The sequence below is a fragment of the Agromyces protaetiae genome (genome assembly GCF_004135405.1).
Classification (GTDB): domain Bacteria; phylum Actinomycetota; class Actinomycetes; order Actinomycetales; family Microbacteriaceae; genus Agromyces; species Agromyces protaetiae.
Map to the genome: position 1 here is coordinate 729805 of NZ_CP035491.1, position 25278 is coordinate 755082.

Annotated in this window: 25 protein-coding genes; 13 read left to right on the plus strand and 12 right to left on the minus strand. The window is 71.8% G+C overall.

The window, feature by feature from the left end; all coding sequences use genetic code 11:
* Positions 1–45: 45 nt before the first annotated feature.
* Positions 46–708 carry a hypothetical protein gene (locus ET445_RS03355; RefSeq protein ID WP_129188828.1) on the minus strand — a complete coding sequence of 221 codons (663 nt, stop codon included), beginning with the start codon at positions 706–708 and terminating at the stop codon, positions 46–48.
* Between the two features lie 128 nt (positions 709–836).
* Positions 837–1097: a hypothetical protein gene (locus ET445_RS03360; RefSeq protein ID WP_243695308.1), complete on the minus strand. Its 261-nt coding sequence runs from the start codon at positions 1095–1097 to the stop codon at positions 837–839.
* A gap of 57 nt (positions 1098–1154) precedes the next feature.
* Between ET445_RS03360 and ET445_RS03365 the strand changes: the two genes are divergently transcribed.
* Complete coding sequence (locus ET445_RS03365; RefSeq protein ID WP_129188830.1) at positions 1155–1631, plus strand: MarR family winged helix-turn-helix transcriptional regulator; 477 nt, start codon at positions 1155–1157, stop codon at positions 1629–1631.
* 94 nt (positions 1632–1725) lie between these two features.
* On the opposite strand, the gene ET445_RS03370 is transcribed toward ET445_RS03365, so the two are convergent.
* From ET445_RS03370 to ET445_RS03385, 4 genes are all read right to left on the minus strand, one after another.
* Positions 1726–2643 (minus strand): NAD(P)-dependent oxidoreductase, encoded by a 918-nt coding sequence (locus tag ET445_RS03370; RefSeq protein ID WP_129188832.1) that lies wholly within the window; start codon positions 2641–2643, stop codon positions 1726–1728.
* A 73-nt stretch (positions 2644–2716) separates the two neighbouring features.
* Positions 2717–3553 (minus strand): DNA/RNA non-specific endonuclease, encoded by an 837-nt coding sequence (locus ET445_RS03375; protein WP_129188834.1) that lies wholly within the window; start codon positions 3551–3553, stop codon positions 2717–2719.
* A gap of 49 nt (positions 3554–3602) precedes the next feature.
* The gene (locus ET445_RS03380; RefSeq protein ID WP_129188836.1) at positions 3603–7364 is read right to left on the minus strand and encodes an SCO7613 C-terminal domain-containing membrane protein; all 3762 of its coding nucleotides are present in this window, start codon (positions 7362–7364) and stop codon (positions 3603–3605) included.
* 134 nt (positions 7365–7498) lie between these two features.
* Positions 7499–8146, minus strand: a complete 648-nt coding sequence (locus tag ET445_RS03385) for an NADPH-dependent F420 reductase (protein ID WP_129188838.1) — start codon at positions 8144–8146, stop codon at positions 7499–7501.
* 68 nt (positions 8147–8214) lie between these two features.
* On the opposite strand from ET445_RS03385, the gene ET445_RS03390 reads away from it, so the two are divergent.
* Positions 8215–9222 carry an NAD-dependent epimerase/dehydratase family protein gene (locus tag ET445_RS03390; RefSeq protein ID WP_129188840.1) on the plus strand — a complete coding sequence of 336 codons (1008 nt, stop codon included), beginning with the start codon at positions 8215–8217 and terminating at the stop codon, positions 9220–9222.
* Between the two features lie 6 nt (positions 9223–9228).
* On the opposite strand, the gene ET445_RS03395 is transcribed toward ET445_RS03390, so the two are convergent.
* Both ET445_RS03395 and ET445_RS03400 read right to left on the minus strand, forming a co-directional pair.
* On the minus strand, positions 9229–10209 hold the full coding sequence (locus ET445_RS03395) for an acetylxylan esterase (protein WP_129188841.1): 981 nt from the start codon (positions 10207–10209) through the stop codon (positions 9229–9231).
* A 204-nt stretch (positions 10210–10413) separates the two neighbouring features.
* Positions 10414–11343 carry a DNA-3-methyladenine glycosylase family protein gene (locus tag ET445_RS03400; protein WP_208008517.1) on the minus strand — a complete coding sequence of 310 codons (930 nt, stop codon included), beginning with the start codon at positions 11341–11343 and terminating at the stop codon, positions 10414–10416.
* 78 nt (positions 11344–11421) lie between these two features.
* On the opposite strand from ET445_RS03400, the gene ET445_RS03405 reads away from it, so the two are divergent.
* From ET445_RS03405 to ET445_RS03425, 5 genes are all read left to right on the plus strand, one after another.
* Positions 11422–12057, plus strand: coding sequence for a dihydrofolate reductase family protein (locus tag ET445_RS03405; protein ID WP_129188843.1), 636 nt, complete (start codon positions 11422–11424; stop codon positions 12055–12057).
* A gap of 205 nt (positions 12058–12262) precedes the next feature.
* On the plus strand, positions 12263–13621 hold the full coding sequence (locus tag ET445_RS03410; RefSeq protein WP_129192387.1) for a pyridoxal phosphate-dependent decarboxylase family protein: 1359 nt from the start codon (positions 12263–12265) through the stop codon (positions 13619–13621).
* 142 nt (positions 13622–13763) lie between these two features.
* Complete coding sequence (locus ET445_RS03415) at positions 13764–14996, plus strand: ATP-binding protein (RefSeq protein ID WP_129188845.1); 1233 nt, start codon at positions 13764–13766, stop codon at positions 14994–14996.
* 66 nt (positions 14997–15062) lie between these two features.
* On the plus strand, positions 15063–15734 hold the full coding sequence (locus tag ET445_RS03420) for a hypothetical protein (RefSeq protein WP_129188847.1): 672 nt from the start codon (positions 15063–15065) through the stop codon (positions 15732–15734).
* 96 nt (positions 15735–15830) lie between these two features.
* Complete coding sequence (locus ET445_RS03425; RefSeq protein ID WP_129188849.1) at positions 15831–16604, plus strand: YcnI family copper-binding membrane protein; 774 nt, start codon at positions 15831–15833, stop codon at positions 16602–16604.
* A gap of 58 nt (positions 16605–16662) precedes the next feature.
* Here the strand turns inward: ET445_RS03425 and ET445_RS03430 are convergent, their stop codons facing one another.
* Entirely contained in the window at positions 16663–17079 is a 417-nt protein-coding gene (locus tag ET445_RS03430) for an arsenate reductase ArsC (RefSeq protein WP_129188851.1), read from the minus strand.
* 41 nt (positions 17080–17120) lie between these two features.
* Positions 17121–18023 carry a metalloregulator ArsR/SmtB family transcription factor gene (locus tag ET445_RS03435; protein ID WP_208008520.1) on the minus strand — a complete coding sequence of 301 codons (903 nt, stop codon included), beginning with the start codon at positions 18021–18023 and terminating at the stop codon, positions 17121–17123.
* Positions 18024–18154: 131 nt separating this feature from the next.
* On the opposite strand from ET445_RS03435, the gene ET445_RS03440 reads away from it, so the two are divergent.
* The gene (locus tag ET445_RS03440; protein ID WP_129188855.1) at positions 18155–18352 is read left to right on the plus strand and encodes a hypothetical protein; all 198 of its coding nucleotides are present in this window, start codon (positions 18155–18157) and stop codon (positions 18350–18352) included.
* A 31-nt stretch (positions 18353–18383) separates the two neighbouring features.
* Here the strand turns inward: ET445_RS03440 and ET445_RS03445 are convergent, their stop codons facing one another.
* On the minus strand, positions 18384–19724 hold the full coding sequence (locus ET445_RS03445; protein ID WP_129188857.1) for an FAD-dependent oxidoreductase: 1341 nt from the start codon (positions 19722–19724) through the stop codon (positions 18384–18386).
* Positions 19725–19838: 114 nt separating this feature from the next.
* Between ET445_RS03445 and ET445_RS03450 the strand changes: the two genes are divergently transcribed.
* Complete coding sequence (locus ET445_RS03450) at positions 19839–20216, plus strand: ArsR/SmtB family transcription factor (protein WP_129188859.1); 378 nt, start codon at positions 19839–19841, stop codon at positions 20214–20216.
* Here ET445_RS03450 and ET445_RS03455 read toward each other — a convergent pair.
* Entirely contained in the window at positions 20159–20797 is a 639-nt protein-coding gene (locus ET445_RS03455) for a TetR/AcrR family transcriptional regulator (RefSeq protein WP_129188861.1), read from the minus strand. The two genes, ET445_RS03450 and ET445_RS03455, sit on opposite strands and share 58 nt — an antisense overlap.
* 48 nt (positions 20798–20845) lie before the next feature.
* Here ET445_RS03455 and ET445_RS03460 point away from each other — a divergent pair, with 48 nt between their 5' ends.
* The 4 genes from ET445_RS03460 to ET445_RS03475 all read left to right on the plus strand — a co-directional run bounded on the left by ET445_RS03460 (position 20846) and on the right by ET445_RS03475 (position 25274).
* On the plus strand, positions 20846–22552 hold the full coding sequence (locus tag ET445_RS03460; RefSeq protein WP_129188863.1) for an FAD-dependent oxidoreductase: 1707 nt from the start codon (positions 20846–20848) through the stop codon (positions 22550–22552).
* Positions 22549–23649, plus strand: a complete 1101-nt coding sequence (locus tag ET445_RS03465; protein ID WP_129188865.1) for an SDR family NAD(P)-dependent oxidoreductase — start codon at positions 22549–22551, stop codon at positions 23647–23649. The genes ET445_RS03460 and ET445_RS03465 overlap by 4 nt, the downstream gene beginning before the upstream one ends.
* The gene (locus tag ET445_RS03470; RefSeq protein WP_129188867.1) at positions 23649–24581 is read left to right on the plus strand and encodes an alpha/beta hydrolase; all 933 of its coding nucleotides are present in this window, start codon (positions 23649–23651) and stop codon (positions 24579–24581) included. The genes ET445_RS03465 and ET445_RS03470 overlap by 1 nt, the downstream gene beginning before the upstream one ends.
* 87 nt (positions 24582–24668) lie before the next feature.
* A complete protein-coding gene (locus ET445_RS03475; protein ID WP_129188869.1) occupies positions 24669–25274 on the plus strand; it encodes a histone in 606 nt (201 codons plus the stop codon).
* The last annotated feature ends 4 nt before the right edge of the window (positions 25275–25278 follow it).

Below are 25278 nucleotides of genomic sequence, written 5' to 3' on the forward strand. Positions count from 1 at the left end.
CCGCCTCAACCTCGGCCGGGGCTTCTCAGCCCCAGCCGACGACGCTCAGCCCCAGCCGCCCCACGCGTCGTCGAGCTCGTCGCGCATCTCGCGCTTCGCGATGTGCTTGCCGAGTTCGCGTGCGAGGTCGTCGTTCAGCTCGCGCAGACGCTCGTCGCGCGCGAGCTCGTACTCGGCGTCGATCTCGATGACGGGCCACTCGCGGTCGAGCGCGCGCTCGATGACCGCGCCCACCTCGTCCCACGCGGCGTCGCGCGCCCGGACGGCCAGCACAGTCAGGTAGATGTCGTCGTCACGGAGCATCGCGAGCCGGTTGGAGATCTCGGCGTACACCTTCTCGCGGCGCCGCAGGTTGAGCGCGTCGGCGCGGTGGTAGTCGTGCTGGTGCTTCGACCGGCCGTCGCGATGGGCTGCGGCCTCGCGCTCGTCGGCCGACAGCTCGCTCGTCTCGTCGGACTCGCGGATGAGTTCGTAGAGCACCTCTCGCGCGGCAGCGCGCGCCCGTGCGGGATCGTAGGGTTCGTCGCCGCGGAGCGCCTGCACGACGAAGCGGTTCTTCAGGGCGAGGCGGGCCGCCGACTCTGCCATGAGCAGGCCGTCGTGCACCATCTCCTCGAAGGGGGCGGGCTGCACTTCGGGCAGCGCGGAGCGGTCGAACGGCTTGAACCGCTCCTGCTTTCGCTGCCAGGGCCACCGCACGTCGAACACCTCCAGCTCCGCCCGCGATCGCGAACGAGCCTACCGAGCGGCGTGCGTTCGCGCGCGGCCGGGAGAGTCGGGCGGATGCCTCGGAGCGCGGTGGTCGAGGAGCGAAGCGTCTCGAGACCCCGCGACCCTCAGGCCGCGCGGCTCGGGCAGTGCAACTGGGTGCGCGGCCCCGACCGATCGATGACGTGGTCGGGCATGGGCTCGCCGCAGAGCGGGCACGTCGGCACGGGTGCGGGGTGGTCGGCGTCGACGACGGGCTCGTCGTACGGGCCGAGGGGCGGCGGGCCGATGTACGGCAGGAGCTTGGCGTTCAGTCGGTCGATGAACCCCGCGTAGCCGCCGCGGCCGGCGGACTTCGCGGTGCGGGTCTTCGCTTCACGTCTCGGCATATCGTTAGTGTACTAACTATTAGCCTGCTTGCATACACATCGGCCAGAATGGACGGCATGAGCACCGAGACATCCGCGTCGCCCGAGACATCCGCAGCGCCCGTCGACCTGCTCGCGCTCGAGAACCAGGTGTGCTTCGCCCTCGCCGTCGCCGCCCGCGGCGTCATCGGCCTCTACCGGCCGATCCTCGAACCGCTCGGCCTCACCCACCCGCAGTACCTCGTCATGCTCGCCCTCTGGGAGCGCGATCCGCGCACCGTGCGCGACCTCGGCGACGCGCTCCAACTCGAACCCGCGACCCTCTCGCCGCTCCTGAAGCGCCTCGAGGCGCAGGGCCACCTCACCCGCACGCGCAGCGCGCGCGATGAGCGCGCCCTCGACGTCACCCTCACCGACACCGGCAGGCGCCTGCGCGAGCAGGCCCTCGGCATCCCGCCCCAGGTCGTCGACAAGCTCGGGATGTCACTCGCCCAACTCGGGTCGCTCCGCGACCGGCTCTCCGAGGTGATCGCCGCCGTGCAGCACGCGGGCTGAGCCGCCCGGCGTCGGCCGACCCTCTCCCGTGTCGGCACTCGCTGCCGGTGTCCGGCCGCCGACATCCGCGACGACTGCCGACACCCGCCGCGGGTCAGGCGTCGGGGTCGTACCCCGCGACGTGCCCCTCGGGCGACGGGAACTTCGCGACGAGGCTCGCGTCCTTGCCGCCGAGGCCCTCGGCGATGAGCGTGCGGAACTGGTCGAGCGCGATGCGCGCCGCAGGCGTGAGGAGACCGGATGCCTCGGCCGCCGCCACGGCGAAGGCGAGATCCTTCTCGGCGAGGGCGACCGCGAACGTCGCGTCGTAGTTGCGGTCGGCAGGGCTCGAGTCGACGACGCCGGGCGCCGGATACCAAGTGCGGAGGGGCCACGACTCCCCCGATGACACCGACGCGACCTCGTAGAACCGCTGCGGGTCGAGCCCGAGCGACGCCGCGAGCTGGGCCCCCTCGGCGACGCCGACGAGCGAGACGAAGAGCATGAGATTGTTCGCGAGCTTCGCGGCGATGCCCAGCGTCGGGTCACCGAGGTCGAAGACGTGCCCCGCCATCGGTTCGACGAGCGGACGCGCACGATCGACGGCGGATGCCTCGCCGCCGAGCATGAACGTCAGCGACCCCGCCTTCGCGCCCGCGATGCCGCCCGAGATGGGCGCGTCGACGAACGCGAACCCCCGGGCGGATGACTCGTCGTGGCACCACCTCGAGGTCGCGACGTCGACCGTCGACGTGTCGAGCAGGAGCGCGTGCTCGGGTGCGGACTCCCACACACCGCCCGCGCCTCCGTAGACCTCGCGCACGTGCTCGTTGCGCGGCAGCGACGTGAACACGGCGTCGGCTCCCGCGACCGCGTCGGCGATGCTCGACGCCGCCCGCACTCCGCTCGCGGCTGCCGCCGCGACCGCCGTCCCGTCGAGGTCGAACCCGCGCACCTCGTGCCCGGCTTCGACGAGGTGTCCTGCCATGGGACCGCCCATGTGTCCGAGCCCGATCCACGCGATGACCGCCATTGCCCCTCCCGACGCCGTCGTCCGTGGTTCCACGCTACGGCGCGCAGGCGCCGAGCGCACCCGGTGCGCGCCGTCAGAGCAGCAGCTGCCCGGCATCCTCGATCGGGCGCCAGCCTGCGGCGATCAGCGTCGGCGGGAATCGATCTGCATCGACGAGGTCGGGCATGACGAGCCCGGTGAGCGCCGCGATGTCGGCGATCGGCACCTGGAACGTGCGGAACGGCCCGAGCTCGGGCTCGCCGCCGTCGGACCGGCCGACATCGGGGTCGGACGCGCCCGCCCGCGCCCCGCGATCGAGCTCGTCGCGATCGAGGACGGGCGACTGGTCGAGCACGAACCCTGCCGCGGCGAGCGCGTCGCCCCGACGCCAGGCTGCGATCTTCCAGAACCGGAGCGGCACGCGGATGCCCCGATACGGCGGATCGCCCACCGCGAGCACGGGCGCCGTGAACACCGACAGCCGAAGATCGGCGGCGTCGGCGAAGGCGAGCACGTGGTCTTCGAGTCCGAGCCAGAGCTCTTTCGACTGGTTGAAGCCCGACGCCTGCGGCGCCGCGTTCGGGTACCGGAAGCTGTCGGCGTTGGCCCGTGCGGCGACGGCGGGCGCACCCCACACGGGGTCGCGCCGCCGCACGAGGTGCCCGCGGTCGAGGTCGTTCGCCCGGTACACCTCGGGCCCCGCTTGCCAGTCGGCCGGCACCCGCTCGTCGAGCTCCCAGTCGTCGCCGCGTGCGAGGTCGACGAGCGAGCCGCCGTCGACGTTCACGCCGGTGACCCGTGCCAGCCGCGCCGCGCTGTCGAGCACCACGGTGAAGTGCACGTAGTCGAGCACGACGCAGCCCGGGGCATCCGCCGCCCCGACTCGCGGCATCGCCGCTTCGACTCCGAGGAACCGCGCATCGAAACCCATGCGGCGAGTCGACCACACGCTGCCGACATCGCGTGCGTGCCGCGCCCGCCTACCTGAGCTCGCGCATCCGGGCCACGACGCCGCGGCCCTGGTTCGCCCTCCCCTCGGAGCCGACGGCGATCGCGAGCAGTACGCCGCCCGCGGTCGCGAGCGTGATCCACCACGGCATCGCACCGACCGTGCGGTCGAGTTGGGCGGCGAACACGACGACGTTCTCGAGCGGCAGCACCGCGAGACCGAGGATGAACGGCGCCGCGAGCTTGCGGGTGGCACCCACGAGGATCGCGACGAGGGCGAGCCCGATGACCATGATCGGCCGGTAGAGCTGCGGGTCGGTGCCGGTCGCGAGGATCGACGGCAGGACGGTCAGGGCGATGCCGGGACCGAGGAGCCACCACGATCGAGTGAATCCGAGCGGCCACGAGTCGAGCGAACGGCGTGCGGATGCCTCGCGCTGCACCCCCATCCCGATGATGCCCGCTGCGAGCACCGCGAGCCCGAGCGGCAGGGAGAACACCTCGACGCGGAGCTCTCGCGCACTCCATCCTGCGACGCCCGTGATCCACGCGACACCGTAGACGAACCAGAACGGCGGGAGGATGCCGCGGAGCGGCGCTCCTCGTCGCGCGAGCACCACGCTCGCGAGGGAGGTGAGGAGGAGGGCGGTCATGAGCCCCCACAGCGTCCAGATCGGGAAGGGGTGGACTCGCACTGCGAAGATCGGACCGGCCACGAGGAACACGAATGCCGGAGCGAGCGTCCATCCGGAGGCCGCGAGCTTCCGGCCGAAGGCACCGTCGCGCAGACCTCTCTCGCCCCCGCGCCGAAGCAGCGAGCCCGCGACCGCCGCGACGGCGGCAGCGAGCACCGAGATCCCGAGCACGGGCAGCATGACCTGCTCGTCGGCGACGCCGGGCGCGAGGTCGACTCCGCTCGCCCAACGGATCGCCTCGAACGGCAGTGCCGCGCTCGCCCCGATCGCCGCCACGAGCGCCGTCGTGCGCAACCGGGCGATATGACCCGAGTCGGCGAGCCATCGGCCCCCGAGCCATCCGCCCGCGACGGTCAAGACCGCCGCGGCCGCGAAGAGCGCCCAGACGCGCACCTCGGCGCCTGCGGCCCCCGTCGCGACGAGCACGACCGACGGAACGATCGCCGCCGCCAGGCCGCTCGCGACGAGCGGTCCGCCGCTGCCGCGGCGAGCGACGGCGATCACGCCGACGACGACGGCCGCGAGTGCGGGCGGAAGCGTGTAGGGCTCGAGTACGGCGACGCCGTTCAGGGCGAGGAGGCACCACAGCGCTCCGGTCCACGCGGCTGCCGCCGCCCACCAGCCGTAGCGCCGACCGGCGAACACGCTCGCCGCGGCACCGCCGAGGCCGAGGATGACGAGCACGGCGGTCGTCGTGCCGAGTCCCGACGCTTCGCGTACGAGCGAGAGGAGCACGGCTATGACGGCGGTCACGAGCGACGACGACTCGATCGCGACTCGCACGGCCGAACCGGTCTGCTCGCTTCGTCCCCGCCGTACGAGCAGCGCGGTGAGCGCGGGCGTCGCCGGCACCGCGACGGCGACGATCCCGGCGATGACGGGAAGCGCGATCGGCGACCCCGACTGCGCGAACCACCCGGCCGCGAGACTCACGACCACGACAGAAAGCGCCGGAACGAGCAGGGCTGCGGCGCCCGCTCGCACGAGTCGGCTGAGCCCCACTCGGCGGGTGAGCACGAGTGTGAACGCGAGCAGGAAGATGAGGCCGGTCGAGAGCGCCGTCCAGGCGCTGCGCTCGACGAGCACCGAGCCCACGCCTATCAGGAACGGCACGCTCGTGACGCCGAGCACGGCGTACCAGTTGCGGGCGTCGACGCGCGGGGTGAGCGTCGCGGCGAGTGCGAACAACGCACCCGCGCTCGTCACGAGGGTCAGCACGGGGATCAGCTCGAGTCCGGCGCGGTCGAGCGCGGTCGCGAGCACGACGAGCGCGTACGCGTAGGCGACGGCGTGATGGACGACGCGGACCGGCGATCTGAACGGTCGCGCGACGATGAGCAGCACGGCGACCGCTGCAATGCCGACCGGCACGGTCAGGTCGGCGTCGATCCACGACAGCAAGACGGCCTGGCCCACGGCGACCTGCGCGAACACGACGAACGGTGCACGCAGTCGTGCACCGGCGCGCGCGACGCGAGAGCCGGGCACGAGCACCAGAAGCGTCGCCGCGGCGGCGCCGACCAGCACGATCACCACGCGCCAGACGGGGCCGATCCCCGTCCAGCCGGCGAACGCCGCGGCCGCAGCCGCACCCAGCCAGAGGCCAGTCGTGAGCAGGGATGTCGCGTGCCCGGCCGGGTCGACGCGGCGAACGGCGAACGCGTGGCCGATGACGGCGGCGGATGCCGCGGCGAGGCCGAGCAGGGCCGCGAGTCCGAGGTCGGCGCCCGACTCGCTTGCGAGAAGACGTGCGGCGCCGTACGGACGGAACACCGAGTCGAGCAGTGAGATGCCGCCCGCGAAGAAGGCGATGTTGACGGCGGGCAGCGCCGAAGCGAGCAGCACGACGAGCACGCCCGTGCGCAGCTGTGCGGCGGCGACCCACTCGGAGCTTCGGACCCAACCGGTCGCCACGAGCACGATGCCCGCGGCGAGCGGCACGACGGCGACGAGCCACGGCGACTCGGTGAGACTCACCCAGGCGAACGGCACGAGCGCGGCAGCCGCAGCCGCGAGCACGCCCGCGAAAGCGCTCCAGGTGCGCCTGAGCCAGCGCCGCGCGGTCACGACGGCGAGCACCGCGAGGATCGCGAGGAGCGCCGCCCGACCGAGCACCGCGAGCGCGTTCGACGGCGACCACAGGAACGGGAGTTGGAGGAGCACGACACCGACGGCTGCGAACTGGAGCACCCCGAGCGTGACGCGCTCGGCGCGGAGCGCCGAGCCGAAGGCGAGCCCGAACCATCCGAGGACGTGGATGGCGAGCGCGGCGACGGCGACCACGCCGACGTGCCCCCAGGCCGCGAACCAGCCGCCGCCCGAGTAGCCGAACATGGCGGGCACGAGCGCGAGCCACACGAGCCCGAGCCAGAGCCACGTGCGGATGCGCGCGGCGCGTGCGGCGACGACCATCGTGCCGGCCGCGAGGAGCGATCCGACGCCGCCGAGCGCCCAGCGCACTCCGTCGGTCGCACCCGCCTCGGTGAACGCCTGCACGTCGAGGGCGAGGAAGACCATGCCGAGCGCGCCGAGCGCCTCGGCGGAGAACTGCACTCCGCGCCGCTGCAGCAGGAGCGCGCCGCCGAGGAAGCCCGCGGTCACGAGCGCGATCACGAGCGTGCGCATGCCGAATCCGACGTCGGGGTTCAAGAACGTGAAGACGATGGCGGCGATCGCGAGCAAGCCCGCGCCCGCGACGGCGAGCACCGACTGCACGCTGATCTGCGAGGCGGCACCCGGCGCCACCGGCGCCACCGCAACCGCTGCCGCTGCCGCTGCGGGGGCCGGTGCCGGCCGCGACGGTGCCGACGCTGCAGACGGGCCGGTCGAGACATCCGCCCGCTCGACGACGCGTCGCGATCCGAGCGCCTCGGCTCGCTCATCTGCGACCAGCACCGGTACCGCAGCCACGAGTCTCGCCCGCTCGAGCACCGCGTGCGCGGCCCGCTCGGAGGCAGCGTACAGCCCCGCGCCGACCTCACCTCGGAGGTCGGCGCCGCAGGCGCCGCACACGGGCACCGCGCCGAGCCGCGCGTTGCAGCGGGGACAGCGTGAGGCATCCAGCAGGTACTCGGCCGCTTGCGCGCTCCAGTCGCTCATGGCGCGAGCCTATGAATGCCCGAGACCCTCGGCGTCAGTCTTCAGAACGACTGTGGAGAAGACCTCAGGATGACCGGATGTGGAGGAGCCGTCCCGGCGTGGCCCCTGAGCACAGGGCGCCCCCGAGACATCCGTCAGATCGTGCGCGGCGCGATCGCGAGGTTCGCCTCTAGCTCCTGCGCGTTCTGCCGCGAGACGTACGCGGGCCGGTCGCGCTCGACGCGCCAGCTCTCGGAGAGCGGACCGATGTTCACGGAGTCGTACCCGAACTCGTCGTAGAGCGCGGTCACGAACTCGGCCGCCTCGGGGAAGTCGCTCGCCGTCGCGAGGGCGCGCCGATCGGGCGTTCCCGCAGGTGCGCCCGTCGTGAGGATCTCGTCCGACCGGATGTTGTTGAACGCCTTCGCGACCTTCGCGCCGACGAGATGCTCCTGCAGCAGGCCCGACACCGTCGCACGGCCCTCGTCGAGGGCTTCGACGTGGCCGTCGCGCTCCCAGTAGTAGTTGTCCGTGTCGATGACGATCTTCCCCGCGAGCGGTGCGGCGGGCACGCCCTCGATGTCCTTGAAGGGCACGGCGACGATGACGACCTCGCCCGCCTCCGCGGCCTCCTCGGCTGTCGCGGCGCGAGCCAGCGGGCCGAGCTCTGCGACGAGTTCGGCGAGGGTCTCGGGGCCGCGCGAGTTGGCGATGACGACCTCGTGGCCGCGCTCGACGAGGCCCTTCGCGAGCGTGCCGCCGATGTGCCCTGCGCCGATGATTCCGAATCGTGTTGTGGTCATACCAACGGCGAACGCGCGGGGCGGCAATGACATTCCACCCGTTTGCCACTTCGTGTCACGATGACGTCATGAGCAGCTCTCGCATCCTCTTCATCGGCGGCACCGGCACCATCAGTTCGGCGTGCGTGAAGCGCGCGGTCGCCGTCGGACACGACGTGACCGTGTTGAATCGCGGCGGCACGTCGGCCGAGCGGCCGCTGCCCGAAGGCGTTCGCGAGGTCGTCGCCGACATCCGGGATGCCTCGGCCGCGCGTGCGGCGATCGACGCCGCCGAACGCGACGGCGGCGCCTTCGACGTCGTCGCCGACTTCGTCGCGTTCACGACCGGGCACATCGAGACCGACTTCGAGCTCTTCGAGGGCCGTGTCGGCCAGTACGTCTTCATCAGTTCGGCGTCGGCCTACCAGACGCCGCCGTCGCGCCTGCCCGTGACCGAGTCGACGCCGCTCCGCAACCCGTATTGGCAGTACTCGCGCGAGAAGATCGCGTGCGAAGACCTCCTCGTGGGCGCGTACCGCGACCGCGGCTTCCCCGCCACGATCGTCCGCCCCTCGCACACCTACGACCGCACCCGCCTGCCGACCCTCGGCGGCTGGACCGACATCGCGCGCATGCGCGCCGGCAAGCCCGTCGTCGTCCACGGCGACGGCACGAGCCTCTGGACGGTCACCGACGCGCGCGACTTCGCCGTCGCGTTCGTCGGGCTCCTGCACAACCCCGTCGCGGTCGGCGACGTCTTCCACATCACGAGCGACCACGCCCCGACGTGGAACCAGATCTACGGATGGCTCGGGGCCGCCGCCGGCGTCGAACCCGAACTGGTGCACGTGGCGAGCGACACCATCGCGGCCGTCCACCCCGAATGGGGCCCGGGCCTCGTCGGCGACAAGTCGAACTCGATGGTGTTCGACAACTCCAAGGTCAAGGCGCTCGTCCCCGAGTTCACCACGACGATGACGTTCGACCGCGCCGCCCGCGAGATCATCGACTGGTACGACGCGCACCCCGAGGCGCAGGTCGTCGACCCCGTCGCCGACGCCGCGTTCGAGCGGATCCTCGCGCTGCCGCGCGGCTGAGCGCCGCTACTCGACCGGCGCCGCGAGTCGCGCCGCGAGCCACTCCGCTTGCCGCTGCCACTGCACGGCCTGCCCGCCCTCGTGCTCGTTGAAGGCGTACTCGACGACCTCGGCTCCGACGCCCCACCGGTTCGCGGCCGCGTACACCGTCGAGGGCGGACAGATCGGGTCGAGGAGCGCGACCGAGAAGAGTGCCGGCGCCGTCGCGCGGAGCGCGAAGTTCGCCCCGTCGAAGTACGACAAGGTGCGGAGCACCCGCTCCGAGGCATCCCGATGCACCGACAGGTAGCGCACGACCTCGTTGTACGGGTCGCGGTCGGTGAAGCCGACCGCGCGCTCGAAGTGGCAGAGAAACGGCACGTCGGGCATCGCGGCGACGAGCCCCTCGCTGAGCCCTGCGGCGGCGATCGCGATGCCGCCGCCCTGGCTGATGCCCGTGACGGCAACGCGCGACTCGTCGACGGCGTCGAGCGAGCGGACGGCGTCGACGGCGAGCGCGGCGTCGGTGAAGACACGCCGGTAGTAGTACTCGGCGGGGTCGTGGATGCCTCGCGTCATGAACCCGGGACTCGAGGCGCCCGTGCCGTGCGGGTCGGGAGTGTCGCCGCCCGCGCCCCAGCCGCTGCCCTGCCCGCGCGTGTCCATGAGGAACCACGCGTAGCCCGCCACGGCCCAGCCGAGCCGCTCGTGCGGGAGCCCGCGGCCTCCGCCGTAGCCGAGGTACTCGACGATCGTCGGGAGCGGCGCGGTCGCGCCGGCCGGCACGATGAACCAGCCCGAGACGCGGTCGCCGCCGAAGCCGCTGAACTTCACGTCGTAGACGTCGACGAGCGTGAGCGGCGAGTCGATCTTCGTGAGCGTCGGCGGGGTCGCGAGCGCGCGCGATTCGGCGAGGGTCGTGCGCCAGAACTCGTCGAAGTCGGCGGGTTCGGCGATCTCGGGGCGGTACGCCCGCAGCTCCGCGGGCGCCAGGTCGAAGCGAGGCATTCCGTCAGCGTATTCGAGCGGCGGAGGCCTCGGGGGCGGATGTCTCGGGCGTGCGCTACGCTCACCCGCTCGGCGCGTCCGCCCCCTCCACCCCTCGCCGAAGTCGCTCAAAGTGTCGGCATTCGCCTCCGGAAACGACCATTTGCGCGACTTCGCGGGAAAGCGGAAGGGGAGGAAATGAGAGAGAAGCGGGAGAAAGGCCGGTCAGCGGGCGCGGTGGTCGACGAACTCCATGCGTGGGCCGCGGCGCGGGCGGCCGCGGAGGCCCGCGGCGCCGAGCAACCGGATGACCCGGTAGCGGTGACCGGCCCAGGGCGCGAGCGCCTCGAGCATCTCGTCGTCGGTCATGTCGCGGCCCGCGAGGGCGTGGCCGACGTAGTTCGCCAGGTGGTAGTCGCCGACCGAGACGGCGTCGGCGTCGCCGAGGGCTCGTTGGGCGACCTCGGCCGCCGTCCACGGGCCGACGCCCGGGAAATGGGTGAGCCTCGCCGCGGCGTCGGCGGGAGACATCCGCGCCGCTTCGTCGATGCGCGACGCGAACCGCGCGGCGTGCGAGATCGTCGCGGAGCGACGCGGGTCGACGCCCGCACGGTGCCATTCCCACACCGGCACGACCGCCCACACCTCGGGAGTGGGCGAGACGCGCATCGGCCGCGGCGTCGGCCCGGGCGCGACCTCGCCGAACCGGTTGAGCAGGTGTCGCCACGACGCGTGCGCCTGCAGCGTGATGACCTTCTGCTCGAGGATCGCGGGCACGAGCGCCTCGAACACCGCGGCCGTGCGCGGGATGCGGAGGCCGGGATTCCGCCGGTGCGCGTCGCGCAGCACGTCGAGGATCGGGTCGAAGTCGGACGTGTCGTCGCGCTCGCCCACGAGCTCGGGCGCCTGCGCGACGACGTCGCCGGCCCCCGGCCCCCACCCTTCGGCGCGGACGCGCCCCTCGGGCAGTTGCGTGAGCCGCAGCGTCGCGAGCCCCGACGACGTGCGCGTCGCCCGCCAGATCGACCCCGAGGCATCCGTCATGAACGACGGGTCGCCCGGACCGCGGCGCAGGCTCCCGACGGTCTGGCGCAGATCGGTCGGATGCGTCGGCGCCCACTCTGCGGCATGCTCGGCGATCACGGGGTCAAGCATGCACCCCGCTCCTGACAGCGACACCCACGCGAGCGCCGCGCCTTGACGGCCGGGCACCCCGACCGTAGATTCCGGCGCATGGGGAAACTGCACGTCGACCTGTTCATGACGCTCGACGGCGTCGTCCAAGCGCCCGGCGGGCCCGACGAAGACCCCGAGGGCGGGTTTCCGTTCGGCGGCTGGCAGGCGCCCATGTTCGACGACGAGGTCGGCGCGAGCGTCGACGAGGGCATCCAGCGGCTCGACGCGCTCCTGCTCGGCCGGAAGACCTACGACATCTTCGCCGGGTACTGGCCGACGGCCGAGATCGACGGCGAGATCGCCGAGATCTTCAATCGCGTGCCGAAGTACGTCGCGTCGCGCTCACCCCTCGAGCTCACGTGGGCGGGAACCGAGCAACTCGGCGACGACGTCGCGGCCGAGGTCGAGCGCATCAAGGGGCTGCACGACGAGATCCACGTGATCGGCAGCTCCGACCTCCTGCAGAGCCTCCTCGCGTACGACCTCGTCGACCGGCTCAACCTGTGGGTGTACCCGATCACGCTCGGCATCGGGAAGCGCGCGTTCGGCGAGGGGGTGATCCCGGCGAAGTTCGCGCTCGACGCGCCGCCCCTCGCAGGATCGAGCGGAGCGCTCGTACTGCACTACTCGCGCGTGCCCGGAACGCCCGAGACGGGCGACATGACCGACCCCGCGGAACGATCCGCCGAGTGAGGCATCCGTTCACGCAGATTCATTGCGCTCACATCGAGGATGCGCAGGATACCTGCACAGAGAACCGGATCGTGTGCGGAGCGTTGCGCGTACCCTCGGATGAGTTTGCTTCAGAACGAGAGGATGCCTCGTGACCGCCGATTCCACGACGACCGCCGCCGCAGGCGCGGCGCCAGAGGCATCCGCCCGACCGCTCGCCGACCGCATGCACGAGGTGACCTCCGAGAACGAGCGCATCGTCGACCTCGTGCTCGACTACTCGCGCCGCCGGATCCTCTCGAGCGACACCCCGCTCGACAAGCCCGAGACCGAGGCCGAGCTGCAGCGCCTCGCGGGCCGCACGATCTCCGAGAAGGGCCTCGGAGCCGACCGTGCCCTGTCGATCTTCGAGCACGTGCTCGCGCCCGCGTGCATCACGACCGACCACCCGCAGTACCTCTCGTTCATCCCGCTCGCGCCCACGAAGGCCGCGACGGCGTTCGACCTCGTCGTCTCGGCGAGCGCCCTCTACGGCGGCTCGTGGCTCGAGGGCGCGGGCGCCGTCCACGCCGAGAACGAGGTGCTCACGTGGCTCGCATCCGAGTTCGGGCTGCCGGCCGGCGCGGGCGGCGTGTTCGTGCAGGGCGGCACGCTCGGCAACCTGTCTGCGCTCGTCGCCGCGCGTGAGGCGGCTCGCGCGCACCGTCTTGAGAACGGCACCGAACCGCCCGCACGCTGGAAGGTCGTGTGCTCGGTCGAGGCGCACTCCTCGATCGCGTCCGCCGGTCGCATCATGGACGTCGACGTCGTGCCCGTGCCGTCGGGCCCGTCGGGCGCGCTCGAAGGCAAGGCCGTGCGTGCCGCACTCGAGGAGCACGGGGCATCCGTCTTCGCCGTCGTCGCGACCGGAGGCTCGACGAACTTCGGCATCGTCGACGACATCGCCTCGATCGCCACACTCAAAGCCGACTACGACTTCTGGCTGCACATCGACGGCGCCTACGGGCTCGCCGCGATGCTCTCGCCGCTCGGGCGGCCGTACTTCGCAGGCGTCGAAGCCGCCGACTCGGTCATCGTCGACCCGCACAAGTGGCTCTTCGCGCCGTTCGACGCGTGCGCCCTCATCTACCGCGACCCCGAGCTCGGGCGCCGCGCGCACACGCAGCACGCCGAGTACCTCGACACGCTGACCGAGTCGACCGAGTGGAGCCCGTCCGACTATGCGGCCCACCTCACGCGCCGGGCGCGCGGCCTGCCGTTCTGGTTCTCGCTCGCGACGTACGGCGCCGCCGCCTACCGCGACGCGATCTCGGCGTCGATCACGCTCGCGCATGACATCGCCCGGGAGATCGAACGGCGAGACGGGTTCACCCTCGTACGGCAGCCGCAGCTGTCGGTCGTCGTGTTCGAGCGCGACGGGTGGGAGAAGGCCGACTACGACCGCTGGTCGTCGCGGCTGCTCGACGAACAGCGCGCGTTCGTCGTGCCGAGCTCCCACGCGGGCCGCACGAACACGCGCTTCGCGATCGTGAACCCGCGGACGACGTTCGAGCACCTGACGGCGATCCTCGACACGATGGCGTGAGCGGGGCGCCCGGCTGCTCGCAAACTGACGACTGTCGAGTTCACGAACTGACGACTCAAGTTCTGATAAATTGACGGGTACATCTGACGCGAATTGACGACTGTGATGCTCGCAGATTGACGACTCGAGAGGAGATCAGGCCATGCCGTACATCCGACGGGTCGCTGACGGCGAACTGGACGCCGCCCTCGAGCGGGCAGGCGCGGTTCTCATCGAGGGGCCGAAGGCGTGCGGGAAGACCGCGACTGCGAGCCGACGCGCAGCGAGCTCCGTCCGACTCGACACCGACCCTTCCGTGCCGGGCCAGATCTCCGTCGATCCGGCACTCGTCCTCGAGGGGGCACTCCCCCGTCTCCTCGACGAATGGCAGCTCTACCCCGAGCTCTGGAACGCCGTCCGCCGCGCCGTGGATGACTCCGGCGAACGAGGGCAGTACCTCCTCACCGGATCCACCGCCCCGGCCGCAGATGCGATCCGCCATTCCGGAGCCGGCCGCTTCGCTCGGCTTCGAATGCGCACCATGTCACTGTATGAATCCGGAGATGCCGATGGGCGCGTCTCGCTCGAGGCACTGCTCGGCGGGGAAGCACCGCGCGCCGGCAACTCGCGGCTCGATCTCGACGGGGTCCTCCGGCGCCTCGCTCGCGGCGGATGGCCCGGGCTCGCAGATCTCGACGACGACTCGGCCATCGACAGCGTCCGCGACTACGTGGACACCGTCGCAACCGTCGACGTGGACAACGCCGGCAAGGTTCGCGACCCTCGAAGGGTTCGACGCCTCATGGGCGCCCTCGCACGCAACGTCGGCACCGAGGCGTCGATATCCACACTCGCCCGCGACGAAGCCTCACTGTCGCGCGACGCGGTTCGGGAGTACCTCGACGCACTCACGCGAATCTTCGTGGTCGAGGACCAACCCGCGTGGTCGGCACACCTCCGTTCCTCGGCGACGCTCCGCCAGGAGCCGAAGCGGCATCTCTCCGACCCATCGCTTGCGCTCGCGCTCGTCGGCGGCGACGCACGAGCACTGCGCAAGGATCTGGGTTACGCCGGTCAGCTGTTCGAGTCGCAGGTCGTGCACGATCTGCGGGTCCTCGCGCAGCCCCTCGGTGGAGCGGTCTCCCACGCACGAGACTCCGCCGGCCGGGAAGTCGATGCGATCATCCAACTCCGGAACGGGACGTGGGCGGGGTTCGAGATGAAGCTCGGCGCTTCCACCGAGACCGTCGACGTCGGCGCCGCCTCCCTCCTCGCGTTCGCGAAGAACGTGGACAGCGACATCCGACCCGTGCTCACCGTGGTCACGGCCACTGGAGCCTCGTATCGTCGTGCTGACGGGGTGAACGTCGTCGCGATCGGATCGCTCGGTCCCTAATCCGAACGCCCGCACACGGAAGACCACGGACGCGCGGGCGCGGAGCGCCGGGTTACCCTGGTCTCCGTGCATGAGGAACGGGGCGCAAGGGTCGCCCGGGGTGCGGCGGTCGCGGGTGTGGCGACGTTCGTCGCGTCGCTCGCGCACACCCTCGGCGGCGGGCTCGCGCCCGGACCGCTCGCGGTGGCGCTCGCGCTCGCGTTCTCGGTGCCGTTCTCGATTCTCGCCGTGGGCGGCAAGCGGTTCCGCCTGGCACGCGCCGGTTTCGCGGCGGTCGCCGCGCAGCTCGCGCTGCACACGCTGTATTCGCTCGGCTCGGGTGTTCCCGGCACGGGCGCCGGTTCGGTCGTCATGCAGCAGGCGGATGCCTCGGGGTCGGCCCTCCACGAACACCACGCCGCCGTCACGTCGTGGGCGTCGACCATGCCGACGATGGGCACGCCGAGCCTGCACGCCGCCGACCACGTCGACCACTTCGGCCCGTGGATGCTCGTCGCCCACGCGGTCGCGGCGCTCGCGACGATCGGGGTCATCTGGCTGACCGTGCACGCGGTTTCGGTGCTCGCGGCCGCGGCCCGAGGCATCCGGATCGCCTTCGCCCTCGTCACCGCGACCCTCGCACCGCATCCGCTCGCCGCGCGCGCGGACGCCTTCGACCGTGCCGCCCCGTCGCTCCGCGACCGGCATCTGCTCTCCTGGCGGCACCGCGGCCCGCCGCTCGTGCTCGCGGCCGCCTGACGGCCGCCCCGCGACATCCACTCACCTTCGAGCGCGCCGACCGCGCGTCGCTTCTCCGACGCTGCCGCGCGCACACCTGTGCAGAGAGCAGACCCCATGACCACGAACCACCCCGCCACCAAGAACACCCGCACCCGCACGACCGTCGCCGCCTCCGCGGCGCTCGGCGGCGGCCTCCTCCTCGCCCTCGGCGCGCCGCTCGCGGCGTCGGCGCACGTGACGGGTACCCCGTCGAGCACCGCCGAGGGCTCGTACACCGTGATCACGTTCAGCGTCGGCCACGGCTGCGAGGGCAGCCCGACGACGCGGCTCACGTTCACGATGCCCGAGGGCGTCGACCGCGTGACGCCGACCGTGAACCCGAACTGGACGATCGAGAAGGTCGTCGAAGACCTGCCCGAGCCGAAGAAGGACTCGCACGGCGCGAACCTCGTCGACCGCGACGCGAAGGTCGTCTACACGGCGGTCACGCCGCTCGCCGACGGGTTCCGCGACACGATCGAGCTGCAGGTGCGCCTGCCCGAGGACGCCGCGGGCGAGACGCTCGCGTTCCCCGTGCTGCAGGAGTGCGAGGTCGGCTCGACCGACTGGGCCAACCTGCCGACCGACGACGGCTCGGAGCCCGAGAGCCCCGCGCCGGTGGTCGTCGTGACGGCCGCCGAGGAGGGCGGCGACGGGCACGGCGGGCACGGGGCTTCGGCATCCGATGAAGCGGGAACGGTAGGCGATGCGGATGCCTCGGGCGACTCGGATGCCTCGGCCGCGTCGTCGTCCGACCCGCTCGCGCGCTGGCTCGGCGTCGGCGGCCTCGTCGTCGGCGCCGCGGGCGTCGTGTTCGCTCTTGTGACGCGGCGCAAGACGGCCGCGTAACCGGCTGAGACGGAACACGGATGCCTCGCCCGATCGATTCGGGCGAGGCATCCGTGGTTCAGCGCGAGCCGGCGGGCAGAATCTCGCCGATGAGCCCCTCGATGCGCGCCTTGATGTCATCGCGGATGGGGCGTACGGCGTCGATCGACCGGCCGGCCGGGTCGTCGAGCTCCCAGTCTTCGTATCGCTTGCCGGGGAAGATCGGGCACGCGTCACCGCACCCCATCGTGATCACGACATCCGACTCGCGCACGGCGTCGACCGTCAGCACCTTCGGGGTGTACCCGGCGATGTCGATGCCCTCTTCGGCCATGGCCGCGACAGCGACGGGGTTGATCGCGTCCTTCGGCTCGGAGCCGGCCGAGAGCACCTCGACGCGGTCGCCCGCGAGGGCGCGGAGGTACCCGGCGGCCATCTGCGAGCGGCCGGCGTTGTGCACGCAGACGAACAGGACGGTGGGCTTGACGGTGGTCATGGCTAAAGCATAGATCAGTGTCTATGGATTAAGCGAGTCGGTCAGATGCCGAGTTCGGCGATGAGCGTGCGCACCCGCCGGTCGATGTCGTCCCGGATGGCTCGTACCGTCGCCGCCGGCCTGCCGACCGGGTCTTCGAGATCCCAATCGAGGTACCGGCGGCCCGGGTAAACCGGGCACGCGTCACCGCAGCCCATCGTGACGACGACGTCCGCCGCGCGCACGGCCTCGTCGGTCAGCGGCTTCGGGAACTCTCCGCCGATCCCGACCCCGATCTCATCGAGCGCGGTCACGATCGACCCGCGCACGTCGGCCGCGGGCTCCGACCCGGCTGTGCGGACGACGACGCGGTCGCCCGCGAGCTGCTTCAGGATCGCCGCGGCGAGCTGCGAACGCCCCGCGTTCTGCACGCACACGAAGAGGACTTCGGGCGGTGCCGACGGCGAAGCATCCGAAACTGTGCGCACCTCGCTCCGCGCGACGGCCGCGAGACGGCTCGCCGCGAACGCGGCCGTCCGCGACGCAAGGAGCGGCGCGCCGTGCTGCGCGAGGAGGTCGCGGCTCTCGGCGACGTACGCGGCGATCGTCTCGGCGCCGAACACGCCACGGAAGCGCACCGCGAGGTCGGCGACGATGCGATCGACGTCGGGCTCGGACTCGGGGGCGCCCTCGGCGGGGTCGCCGAGCAGGGCGACGACCGCGTCGTACCGATCGGGCGCGATCGAGTACCAGACCACGCGCCCTTCGGGCTCGCGCGTGACGAACCCGTCGGCCAGGAGCGCCTTCATGTGGTGACTGACCGTCGGCTGGCGCAGCCCGAGCGTCTCGGCCAGGCGGCTGACGAGCGCACGGCCGTCGGCCGAATCGCGGATGAGCCGCAGGATGCGCGCGCGCGTCGGGTCGGCGAGGACTGCGATCGGCGGCACCTCGACGACGGAATCCATAGACGAGAGTCTATAGACGCGCCAGCGGCTCGAGGCCGCACGATTCCCGCGCGACGCCCTTCCCCGGCGAGCGCGATCCCGCGACAATGGCATGAGCGCCGACACGGCGCCGATCGTTGAAAGGAACCCCCGTGACATCCGGTAATCGCGGCTCGACCGTCAACTCGGGCGCCCTGGGGTTCTTCTTCTTCCTCGCCTACATCGGCGCGGCGATCTACTTCATCTCGGTCTCCGACGGCAGCTTCTGGGGCGTCATCCTGGGGCTGCTCCAGGCCATCGTCTGGCCTGTGTACGTCGTCTACCACGCCCTCCTGCTGCTCGGAGCCTGAGCGCCGCGACCGCCGCGGTCGGGCGCCACGGTCAGCGGCAGCAGCTTCCGGATGCCTCGGGGCCGACGCCGGTCGAACAGACGCCCGTCGCGGGCAGCACGAGCTCGACGTTCGTCGCGGCGCGCATGTCGCCCGCGAGCCAGGCCGCGACGGACCGCACTTGCTCATAGCCGGTCGCGAGGAGGAACGTCGGCGCACGGCCGTACGACTTCATGCCGACGATGAAGAAGCCGGGCTCGGGATGGGTGAGCTCGGCGAAGCCGTGCGGGGCGACCGTGCCGCACGAGTGCAGGTTCGGGTCGATGAGCGGGGCGAGCCGGCGCGGCGCCTCGACGATGTCGTCGAGGTCGAGGCGGATCTCGCGGAGGAGGTCGAGGTCGGGGCGGAAGCCCGTCGCGTTGACGACGACATCGGTCGAGTGGGTGACGAGTTCGCCGGCGCGATGCCCGACGACCGCGACTGCGCCTCCTGCGCCTGCCGCTCCCTTCCGCGCCCGCACGATCTCGAACCGGTCGACGACTTCGATGTCGCCCCGTCGCACGGCCGCGTCGACGCGCGCGCCGAGTGCCGAACGGCCGGCGAGCTCGTCGTCGGCCGACGACGACACCCGCACGGCGTTCGCGTTGCGGAGGAGCCACGTCACGCGCGTGCCGGGCACCTCGCGGGCGAGTCGCACGAGCGCGAGCAGCGTGTTGGCGGCCGAGTGTCCGGCGCCGACGACGGTCGTGTGCCTGCCGGCGAAGGCAGCGCGGTCGCGCCCGAACACGTCGGGCAGCGCGGGGTGCACGTGCTCCGCGATCTCGTCGAGGCCGAGGAGCGACAGTCCCGACGACGCGAGCGAGTTGGGCGTGCGATAGGTGCCCGAGGCGTCGATGACCGCGCGGGCCGAGAGCTCTTCGACCTCGCCGTGCTCGTTGCGCAGCCGGACGGCGAACGGCGTCTGCGCGCGATTCGCCGTGCGCGTGCGGTCCATGCCTTCGCGGCTGACGGCGACGACCTCCACGCCTGTGCGGATGCGCGAGGCGATCGCGTCGAGGCTCGAGAGCGGCAGCAGGTACTCCTCGAAGAGTTCGGCGCCCGACGGCGCGCGCTCGGGATCGGGCACGGTCCAGCCGGAGGCGGATGCCTCGAGCAGCCGTGCCGACGCGGGGTCGACGAGGTGCTTCCACGGCGAGAAGAGCCGGGTGTGCCCCCACGAGCGCACGCTGTCGGCGATGTCGTCACCCGCTTCGAGCACGACGAAGTCGATGCCGCGCTCGACGAGGTTCGCGGCGGCGGCGAGCCCGATGGGACCGGCGCCGACGATCACGACGGGGAGTGTCGCGAGCCGGTCGGACACGGGGACCCGCGGAGCGAGTTCGAGCAGGGTCATGACGGCCTCCGGGATGACGGGTGCGAACTGGGCATCGACGAATATCGACGAACTTCGATATGCCGAGTATCGCCGCATCTATCGACGGATGTCAATATCGACTATCTTCGATGTATGAACCTCCTCGAGGTGACCGACATCAGCGCACGAGCAACAGGCCCGGCCGAGACATCCGCCGACGCCTGCTGCGCGCCCCTCGTGCGCGAGCCGCTTCCCGCCGACGAAGCCGAGACGCTCGCGCACACGATGAAGGCCCTCGCCGACCCGACCCGCCTCCGGCTCCTGTCGATCGTCGCGGCATCCGATGGTCGTGAAGCCTGCGTGTGCGACCTCATCGAACCGGTCGGGCTCAGCCAGCCGACCGTCTCGCACCACCTCAAGATCCTCGCCGAGGCCGGGTTCCTGAGCCGCACCAAGCGCGGCACGTGGGCGTACTACGCGCTCGTGCCCGGCGCGCTCGACCGCGTCGCGACGCTCTTCACGGCCGTCTGATCGGGTCGCGGCGCGAACGCCGCCCGGAAGATGTTGCGCGCGCGCCGCGCGACGATCTGCCGCTCGGCAGGGTCTGACCGCGCGACGACGTCGGCCAGCATCGTGACCGCGAGCTCGACGTCTGCGGCGCCGACGTGCCCTCCGATGCGGCCCGCCGCGCGATCTCGCTCGAGGAGTTCGACGATGACGGTGCGCAGGCGCGCGCCGATGTGCTCGACGCGTTCGTCGCGGCGGTGGCGCCAGATGAGATCGATGAGTCCCGTCGAGACGAGGGCTTGGTCGATGATCGTGTCGAGGAGGCGCGCGAGGCTCGCGTCGGGCTCGGCCGCGACGCCCTCGAGCGCGTCGAGGTTCTCGTCGAAGACGGCGAGCCCGAGTTCGAGCCGGTCGGGGAAGTGCCGGTAGAGGCTGCCCTGGCCGACGCCCGCGCGCTTGACGATCGCGTTGAGCGGCGCGTCGAACCCCTGCTCGGCGAAGATCTCGCGGGCGGCCGCGATGAGCGCCTTGCGGTTGGACGGCCCGGCACTCGGCCCGAGGTTCGGCTTGCGCTCCCCGGGGACACTCTTCCCCTGTTCAGGCATGGATGTTAGCGTACTACCGGACAATGATGTCCGGTAGAAGGAGGAACCATGACCCGAACCTGGGATCGCGAAGTCGACGTGCTCGTCGCCGGCTCCGGAGCCGCCGGTCTGACCGCCGCGATCACCGCCGCCGACGCGGGCCTCGACACGCTCGTCGTCGAGAGCACCGACCGCTGGGGCGGCACGACCATGCGCAGCGGCGGCGGACTGTGGATGCCGAACAACCCCGTCATGCGAAGGCTCGGCATCGCCGACTCACGCGACGAGGCGCTCACCTACCTCGAGGCCGCGATCGGCCCTGTGACGTCGATCGGGCCGGCCAGCTCGCAAGCCCGACGCGAGGCGTTCGTCGACGCCGTCGCCCCCGTCGTCGACCTGCTCGAACGCCACGGCGTGCGGTGGATCTCGGGCAAGGACTACCCCGACTACTACCCCGACCGCGCAGGCGGCAAGATCGGGCGCTCCATCGAGGTCGTGCCGTTCGACGCCAAGCGGCTCGGCGACTGGAAGGCCACCTCGCGCATCAAGGACGCGATCCCCATCCCCATGCGCAACGGCGACGTCTGGCTGCTCTCCCGCGCCTGGTCGACGCCGTCGGGGTTCATCGCCGGTGCGAAGCTCGTCTTCCGCACGCTCGGCGGCCTGATCACGGGCCGCACCCTCGTCGGCATGGGCGGCGGGCTCATGCTGAGCCTCGGGTTCGTCGTCAAGAGCCAGGGCACCGAGATCCTGCTGAACTCCCCCGTCACCGAGCTCGTGAAGGACGACGACGGACGCGTCATCGGCGCCGTGGTCGGCACGCCCGACGGACCCGTCCGCATCCGCGCCCGTCGCGCCGTCGTCCTCGGCGCAGGCGGCTTCGCGCGCAACAGCGAATGGCGCGAGCGCTACCACGGCATCCCCGGCTACACGTCGGCGGCCGAAGGCGACCTCGGCACGGCGATCGAGGTCGGCCGTGCCGCCGGCGGCGCCCTCGCCCTCATGGACGACGCGTGGTGGGGCGCCTCCGTGCCGCTGCCCGACGGGGAGACGCTGTTCGTGCTCAACGAGCGCAGCGACCCGTTCAGCATCGTCGTCGACCAGCGCGGCGAGCGGTACCTCAACGAGTCCGAGAGCTACATCGACTTCGGGCACCACTTGCTCGAGCGCGACCGCACGACGCCCGCGAACCCGTCGTGGCTCGTCGTCGACAAGCGCCACCGGCAGCGGTACATGTTCGCGGCACTCCTCATGGGCGGCAAGAAGCTGCGCGAACTCGGCACGGTCGTCTCCGCGCCGACGATCGAGGAGCTCGCGACGCGGATCGGCGCCGACCCTGCGACGCTCCGCGCGACCGTCGACCGCTTCAACGGGTTCGCACGCACGGGCGTCGACGAGGACTTCGGACGCGGCCGCACGGCATACGACCGGTACTACAGCGACCCGCGCGTGAAGCCCAACCCCAACCTGGGCCCGCTCGAGAAGGGCCCGTTCACGGCGGTCAAGCTCGTTCCCGGCGATCTCGGCACGAAGGGCGGGCTGCTCACCGACGAGCACGCCCGCGTGCTCGACGACGAAGGTCGCGTCATCCCCGGTCTCTACGCCGCGGGCAACACGACCGCATCGGTCATGGGCCGCACCTACCCCGGTCCGGGTTCGACCATCGGACCCGCCGCAGTCTTCGGATATCTCGCCGCGAAACACGCGGCGCACGCATCCGATGTCGACGCCGCACCCACGGTGTCGCAGCAGAAAGAGAAGGAACCACTCGCATGAGCACCCCCACTCGCCCCCTCACCGCCGACGACTCGATCAAGACCTGGCTCGAGCACCCCGCCGGCGGCCCCGTCCTCCGCGACATGCTCGCCCAGAGCGGCCAGAGCGCCGACGTCTTCAAGCCCGTCCAGCGCCTCGCGATCAAGCGCCTCATCAAGCTCAGCAAGGGCTCGTTCAGCCAGGAGATCCTCGACGGCCTCATCGAGCGCGCGAACTCGGGCGAGGTCGTCGCGTCGGCCACGGTCGAAGCCCCGGTCGAGACGACGGATGCCTCGGCGAGCGCGCCCGAGGCATCCACATCAGAAGCATCCGCACCCGAAGCCCCCGAGATCGAGGAATGGACCGAGCGCATCGACGGCGGCCGTTTCTCGGGCAAGACCGTCATCGTGACCGGTGCCGGCTCGGGCATCGGCCGGGCGACCGCGTCGCGCGTCGCGCGCGAGGGCGGCCGCGTCGTCGCGGTGGATGTCTCGCAGGAGCGCCTCGACGAGTTCGCCGCCGAGCACCCGGACGCCGAGATCGTGGCCCTCACGGCCGACATCACCGACGACGCCGGCATCGCACGCATCGTCGAAGCCGCGGGCGACCGCATCGACGGCCTCGCCAACATCGCCGGGATCATGGACGACATGACGCCCATCGGCGAACTCACGGACGCCGTGTGGACCCGCGTCATGCGGGTCAACGTCGACGGCACCATGAAGCTCATGCGCGCCGTCGTGCCGACCATGGTCGCCCAGGGCAAGGGCTCGATCGTCAACACCGCCTCCGAGGCGGCCCTCCGCGGCTCGGCGGCAGGTGTCGCCTACACGGCGTCGAAGCACGCCGTCGTCGGCCTCACGAAGTCGTCGGCGTTCATGTACGGCCCGAGCGGCCTGCGCGTGAACGCCGTCGCCCCGGGCGCGACGATCACGAACATCGAGGCGACGTTCGCGTCGCCCCTCGGCGCCGAGCGCGTGCAGTCGGCGATGGCGATCCTGCCGGGTGCGGCCGAGGCCGAGGCGCTCGCGGCGTCGATCACGTTCCTGCTGTCCGACGACGGCGTGAACATCAACGGCGTCGTGCTCGCGTCCGACGGCGGCTGGTCGGCGGCCTGATGCCGAAGCCCTCGCCGTTCCACCCCGACCTCCGCGCGGCACGCTTCGTGCCGAACTACACGATGGGTCCGCGCATGACGCGGCTCATGCGGGCGACGCCGCCGACGGGAACCGCCCCCGACGACGTGCGCATCGAAGAGGTGGTCGTGCCAGGACCGGCGGGGGCACCCGACATCCGCCTCCGCGTCTACGACCCGGTGGGGCGGGCGGCCTCGTCGCCCGCCCTGCTGTGGATCCACGGCGGCGGCTTCCTCATCGGGTCGCCCGAGCAGGACGAAGCGTCGAGCATCCGCTTCGCGCGGGAGCTCGGCATCCTCGTCGTCGCTGCGCGGTATCGGCTCGCACCGGAGCATCCGTCTCCTGCCGGCCTCGACGACGTCTACGCGGCGCTCGCGTGGCTCCTCGGCGAGGCCGAGGCGCGGGCCGTCGACCGCGAGCGCATCGCGATCGGCGGGGCCTCGGCGGGCGGCGGCCTTGCGGCCTCGCTCGCGCTCCTCGCGCACGACCGCGGCGAGTTCGCGCCCGCGTTCCAACTCCTCGTCTACCCGATGCTCGACGACCGCACCGTACTGCGAGCCGGTCCCCCTCCGCGCGGGCACCGCATGTGGTCGACGGGCAGCAACCGCTACGCGTGGACGTCGTACCTCGGCGAAGCGCCCGGCGGCCCGGATGTCTCGCCCTACGCCGCACCCGCGCGACGCGCCGACCTCGGCGGGCTGCCGCCCGCGTGGATCGGGGTCGGCATGCTCGACCTCTTCCATGACGAGGATGTCTCCTACGCGGCGCGGCTCGGAGAGGCGGGCGTGCCCGTGGAGCTCGAGGTCGTCGAGGGCGTCTTCCACGGGTTCGACGCGGTGTTCCGCAAGTCGGGCGTCGCGCGGTCGTTCTGGCGGTCGCAGGCCGAGGCGCTGCGCCGGGCCTTCGCGCGCTGACCCCGATTCTGTACGCCCCGCCCCTGTTCACCCGCGGGGACTACGGTATTGGGGTCGATCCGTGGGGGATCGCGGGAGGGGACGACGATGGCTTCCAAGAAGACGAAGGCCGCGAGCAGGAAGGCCGCAGCGGCGAAAACCGAGAAGGCCGCGGCCAAGCTCGCCGCTGCGAAGGCTGCGGCCAAGGCCGAACGCAAAGCGCTCGAAGCGGCGGCGGCGAAGGCCATCGCCGACGCGAAGAGCGCGGTCAACGCCGCCGAGAAGGCCGCGAAGAAGGTCGACGCTCGCTCGCGCGAGCGCGCCGCGGTGCTCCGCGAGCGCATCAAGGAAGCCGAGAAGCTCGCGGCCAAGGCGGTCCGTCGCGCCGAGAAGACGGCCGCGCTCGAGGCCGGGAAGCTTGAATCGGTCGTGCTGCACCGCATCGAGATCCCGACGGATGCCTCGCCCGAGGCCGCTGCCGGACCTGCGGCGCCTGCGGTCAAGGAAGACGTCGTCGCGGCACCGGCCCCGAAGGCGAAGCCTGCGCCGAAGGCGGCACCGAAGCCGAACCCGGCGCCCGCTGCCGCGCCCGCGCCCGCCCCGGCAGCCGAGCCGACCTTCCGCGAGTTGCGCGAGCGCGCCAAGGCCGCCGGTGTCGTCGGCTACTCGCGCATGAACAAGGCCGCCCTCGCCACCGCGCTCGGCGAGGCCTGATCGA

Excerpts from the sequence above, each read along its gene's own strand:
- ET445_RS03370 (WP_129188832.1), bottom strand. The coding sequence starts at position 2,643 with ATGGCGGTCATCGCGTGGATCGGGCTCGGACACATGGGCGGTCCCATG.
- ET445_RS03385 (WP_129188838.1), bottom strand. The coding sequence starts at position 8,146 with ATGACCACAACACGATTCGGAATCATCGGCGCAGGGCACATCGGCGGC.
- ET445_RS03455 (WP_129188861.1), bottom strand. The coding sequence starts at position 20,797 with ATGCCTGAACAGGGGAAGAGTGTCCCCGGGGAGCGCAAGCCGAACCTC.
- ET445_RS03450 (WP_129188859.1), top strand. The coding sequence starts at position 19,839 with ATGAACCTCCTCGAGGTGACCGACATCAGCGCACGAGCAACAGGCCCG.
- ET445_RS03390 (WP_129188840.1), top strand. The coding sequence starts at position 8,215 with ATGAGCAGCTCTCGCATCCTCTTCATCGGCGGCACCGGCACCATCAGT.
- ET445_RS03360 (WP_243695308.1), bottom strand. The coding sequence starts at position 1,097 with ATGCCGAGACGTGAAGCGAAGACCCGCACCGCGAAGTCCGCCGGCCGC.
- ET445_RS03395 (WP_129188841.1), bottom strand. The coding sequence starts at position 10,209 with ATGCCTCGCTTCGACCTGGCGCCCGCGGAGCTGCGGGCGTACCGCCCC.
- ET445_RS03445 (WP_129188857.1), bottom strand. The coding sequence starts at position 19,724 with ATGACCCTGCTCGAACTCGCTCCGCGGGTCCCCGTGTCCGACCGGCTC.
- ET445_RS03430 (WP_129188851.1), bottom strand. The coding sequence starts at position 17,079 with ATGACCACCGTCAAGCCCACCGTCCTGTTCGTCTGCGTGCACAACGCC.
- ET445_RS03465 (WP_129188865.1), top strand. The coding sequence starts at position 22,549 with ATGAGCACCCCCACTCGCCCCCTCACCGCCGACGACTCGATCAAGACC.
- ET445_RS03475 (WP_129188869.1), top strand. The coding sequence starts at position 24,669 with ATGGCTTCCAAGAAGACGAAGGCCGCGAGCAGGAAGGCCGCAGCGGCG.
- ET445_RS03375 (WP_129188834.1), bottom strand. The coding sequence starts at position 3,553 with ATGGGTTTCGATGCGCGGTTCCTCGGAGTCGAAGCGGCGATGCCGCGA.
- ET445_RS03425 (WP_129188849.1), top strand. The coding sequence starts at position 15,831 with ATGACCACGAACCACCCCGCCACCAAGAACACCCGCACCCGCACGACC.
- ET445_RS03470 (WP_129188867.1), top strand. The coding sequence starts at position 23,649 with ATGCCGAAGCCCTCGCCGTTCCACCCCGACCTCCGCGCGGCACGCTTC.
- ET445_RS03405 (WP_129188843.1), top strand. The coding sequence starts at position 11,422 with ATGGGGAAACTGCACGTCGACCTGTTCATGACGCTCGACGGCGTCGTC.
- ET445_RS03460 (WP_129188863.1), top strand. The coding sequence starts at position 20,846 with ATGACCCGAACCTGGGATCGCGAAGTCGACGTGCTCGTCGCCGGCTCC.
- ET445_RS03410 (WP_129192387.1), top strand. The coding sequence starts at position 12,263 with ATGCACGAGGTGACCTCCGAGAACGAGCGCATCGTCGACCTCGTGCTC.
- ET445_RS03380 (WP_129188836.1), bottom strand. The coding sequence starts at position 7,364 with ATGAGCGACTGGAGCGCGCAAGCGGCCGAGTACCTGCTGGATGCCTCA.
- ET445_RS03415 (WP_129188845.1), top strand. The coding sequence starts at position 13,764 with ATGCCGTACATCCGACGGGTCGCTGACGGCGAACTGGACGCCGCCCTC.
- ET445_RS03365 (WP_129188830.1), top strand. The coding sequence starts at position 1,155 with ATGAGCACCGAGACATCCGCGTCGCCCGAGACATCCGCAGCGCCCGTC.
- ET445_RS03435 (WP_208008520.1), bottom strand. The coding sequence starts at position 18,023 with ATGGATTCCGTCGTCGAGGTGCCGCCGATCGCAGTCCTCGCCGACCCG.
- ET445_RS03400 (WP_208008517.1), bottom strand. The coding sequence starts at position 11,343 with ATGCTTGACCCCGTGATCGCCGAGCATGCCGCAGAGTGGGCGCCGACG.